The organism is Candidatus Paceibacter sp. (assembly GCA_013360865.1).
GTDB lineage: Bacteria > Patescibacteriota > Minisyncoccia > UBA9983 > UBA9983 > SURF-57.
Genome location: JABWAS010000034.1, coordinates 1 through 3,652, shown reverse-complemented (window position 1 = coordinate 3,652; position 3,652 = coordinate 1). Strand labels below are relative to the sequence as shown.

At 37.4% G+C, this 3,652-nt stretch carries 2 protein-coding genes; both read left to right on the top strand.

Annotation, left to right across the window (positions count from 1 at the left end; translation table 11 throughout):
• The first annotated feature begins 125 nt into the window (after positions 1–125).
• Positions 126–3,257 carry an SIR2 family protein gene (locus HUT38_04465; protein ID NUQ57706.1) on the top strand — a complete coding sequence of 1,044 codons (3,132 nt, stop codon included), beginning with the start codon at positions 126–128 and terminating at the stop codon, positions 3,255–3,257.
• Positions 3,258–3,424: 167 nt separating this feature from the next.
• On the top strand, positions 3,425–3,604 hold the full coding sequence (locus HUT38_04460; protein ID NUQ57705.1) for a hypothetical protein: 180 nt from the start codon (positions 3,425–3,427) through the stop codon (positions 3,602–3,604).
• Positions 3,605–3,652 lie beyond the last annotated feature (48 nt).

The window sequence follows — 3,652 nt, the reverse complement described above, 5'->3', positions numbered from 1 at the left end:
ACAGCAGTGCGGTAAGGTTGGGTTAATCACAACGGACCCAACACATATTTTTATTATGATGGAAAAGGGCGAATGGAATACAGAAGGGCTGGGGAGAGAGGGGTTAAGTCAGTATCATTTTTCTTATGAAACGAATAGACATAAAAGAATTTTTACGGAGCTTTACAGTTCGACCTAATGGTGCGCTGAATGTTTTCCTGGGTGCGGGTGCCTCTGTTCAAGCTGGCATTCCGACAGCAGGGATGCTGATTTGGCAATTCAAAAGGATGCTTTATTGCCAGGCCAATAATATCAAAGAAGAAAAATTCAAGGACTTAGAATCAGAGAGAAATCAAAACACCATTCAAAGCTACTTCGATCTTAAAGGAGGGTATCCAGAACGATATTCGCAAGAAGAATATTCAGCCTATTTTGAACATTGCTTTCCAAAATCGATAAATAGAAAATACTTTATGCAAAAAATAGTTGAAGGCCGTAACCCATCCATTGGACACAAGTGTCTTGGGGCATTGTTTGACTGCAAAAAAGTTAATCATATATGGACAACGAACTTTGACGAACTCATTGAGAATGGAATCAAATCCGTAAATAATGCTTCTTCATTTGAGGTCATATCAATTGACAATCAACGTCAACTTGCAAACTTGAACAACTATCCGAGAGTGGTCAAACTTCATGGTGACTATAGGTATGACAAACTTCAAAATACAGTAGATGAATTACAGACCTTAGAAAAAGACTTACACAAATATTTTGCGGACGTTCAAAGTAAAACAGGACTAATAGTTATCGGATACGGCGGGAATGATCAGTCGATTATGTCTGCTTTTGAGAAAACATTAGAAGCCGACAACCCTTTTCCTTTTGGGCTTTATTGGTGCGTCAGAACGGGACAAAAAACCAACAAAAAAGTAATTGAGTTTATAGAGAAAGTCCATCAAAAGAATAAAGAGAAGTTGGCCGCTTTTATTGAGATTGACAGCTTTGACGACTTTCTTTATGAGTTGTATAAAACGAACAACTTAGCAAATGATCACATCGAAAATATTGCAAAATCACGGTTTGAAAAAAGAAAAGCTTTCACGGCACCGCAGATTGGAACTTCGTTTACACCAATTAAACTCAATGCAATAAAGGCAAAGACTTACCCGAAAAGTATTTATAGCTTCAAAACTGACCTGAAAGGTGGCAAGGATGATTGGGACAAGCTTCGTGAGATAATCAAAGACCAGCCTGTTTCTGCCGCCTTAACAAATGAAAATACTGTAGCGTTTGCCAGTGTGAACGATATTAAAAAGTTGTTTTCACATACCTTAAAATCAGAAATCACAACCGTTGACATTGACGATAAATTAATTTACAGGCAGGAATCCTTCTATCTGGGGATGCTTTATGACTTGATCGAACATAATCTGCTTAAGAAATTCAAACTTGAAAAAGTTCCAAATAATCGGCTTAGAAAGTATTACTCCAAGAATTACAAACTAAATACTGAAGAACTTCAGAAGTCGAAAATAAAGACCAGTTTATCGGTTTACGAAGCATTTGAAATACAAATCGAATTTCACAATAAAGAACTTTTTTTGATTATACTTCCATCGATCCATATTGACGACAAGGCGGGGCTGAGCAGATTTGAGAAACAGGAGATTGCTAATAAGATAATTTCAAAAAGGTGGAATCGGATGGTCAATAACCAACTAAGATTTTGGCTTGGCCTTCTTAAAAACGACAACACAAATATCGAGTTTTCGATAGATTCCTTTAAAATTGATCTGGAAGAGAAATTTTCAGGAGTAGGAAGTTTTACGTCTTCATATTACATTTTCAAAGGTGCATTCATATCGAATGAACCTAAACTAAGCTTTCATATATCCGATAGCAATTATAAAACCGTTCATCCTCTAAAAGGTCTTAAAAACTTCGGCCCACTTGATTACTCATTTGAAAGTAAGCAAACCAATCAACAAGCAATTAAACTCGGTATTATCACTCCTATTTCAGGAATGCAAAGGATTTTAAAGCATCTAAATGAATTAAACAATGAAATACGTGCAGCTACTGAGAAGGAATATTTGACTGATTATTATCCCTTTTCAAATATCTACAAAAGATATCTCGACATTCCACAAAATAAAGACAGCAAATTTTTGGAACTTGTGAATGAGGCTGAAGTCAATAAATTAAATCATTTGGAGTTTTATGACTTTTTAAAAAGAAAGATAGATTACTTTTACACGATACGTGGTGAGTTTGATGTGCTGGTTCTTTACTTTCCAAAGGGCTGGACAAAATTCAGAGAACTCAAAAATGATAGTGTGTATTTTGATTTACATGATTCAATTAAATTATATTGCGCCAAAAAAAACATCAAGATCCAGTTTGTTGAGGACAAGTCCATTGACTACTTAGACCCAGCAAAAGTCAAATGGTGGCTATCCTTAGGACTATATGTAAAAGCTAATGGGCTGCCGTGGCGAAATGTGGTTGTAAATGAGTCTACTGCTTTTGTAGGACTTGATTTTGCCGTTCAGAGAATAAATAATTCCAATAAGTATGTTTTAGGCAGTAGCCAAATATTTGATTCAAGTGGCCAAGGATTAAGATTTTTGTTGCAGCCGATTGAACACCCCGTTTTTATTGGTAAAAATCCGTTCATGAGCAAAGAAGATGCAAGACGGATGATACTCAAGCTTAAAGAAGCTTATTTCAGGATTGACGGAAACTCAAAACTGGAAAAGTTGGTAGTCCATAAAGTCTTGCATTATACAAACGATGAAATGACAGGCATTTCAGAGGCATTGGAAGGGATTGAAAACATTGAATTGTTACAGATTCAGAAATATTCTAAATGGAGAGCAATACGAGGAGATATCGACAGATACACAGGAAAGGTAAAGACAGATCCTCACAACTTCCCGATACAAAGAGGAACTGTCATTCAGCTTGATGATTTTAGTTTCTTGCTTTGGACACATGGTTCTGTTCAAGAGGATGATGTTGCAGGTCGTCACATGAACTATTACCAAGGCAAAAGAGGTATCCCTGCACCGTTACTCATAAGGAGATTTAGGGGTACAGACCCAATAGAAATGACAGTTCGAGATATTCTATCTTTAACTAAAATGAATTGGAATGGTGGCGAACTTTACAAGACCCTTCCAGTAACACTTGATTTTTCAAAGAGACTTTCGAAGTATGCTAAACAGGCGGAAACGTTGCAAGCAATACCGTATGACTTTAGGTTCTTTATGTAATAAATACATGAGAAGTGGCTGAGGAAGTCCAGAGTGGACTTGTGGATGCCTGAAGATTTAAGCCGCTATTTCCGCAAGGAGGTAGTAGAGTCGGCAGAGGTGCAATATGTGCAGTAAAGCGGATATTGTGCGAATTAACAAGAGGATGTAGGATAATGGAGGTGATTATGAAGACAAGGACTGAATATGAAAAGATGATCATTAAGGAAGTTCGGGAAATGCCTGGCGAGGTGCTTCCACAGGTTGTGAAGATCATCCACTCGTTAAAGGAGGGTGTGCTTTCTGCGAAAGTACGCCACAAGAAGCGTGAAGCCAAAGGGAGCGGTCTCTGCGGCAGAGATAATTAAGGATATACGTTTGCGCAGTATTCGGCAGTAGAAAGGAGTCATGAAGTG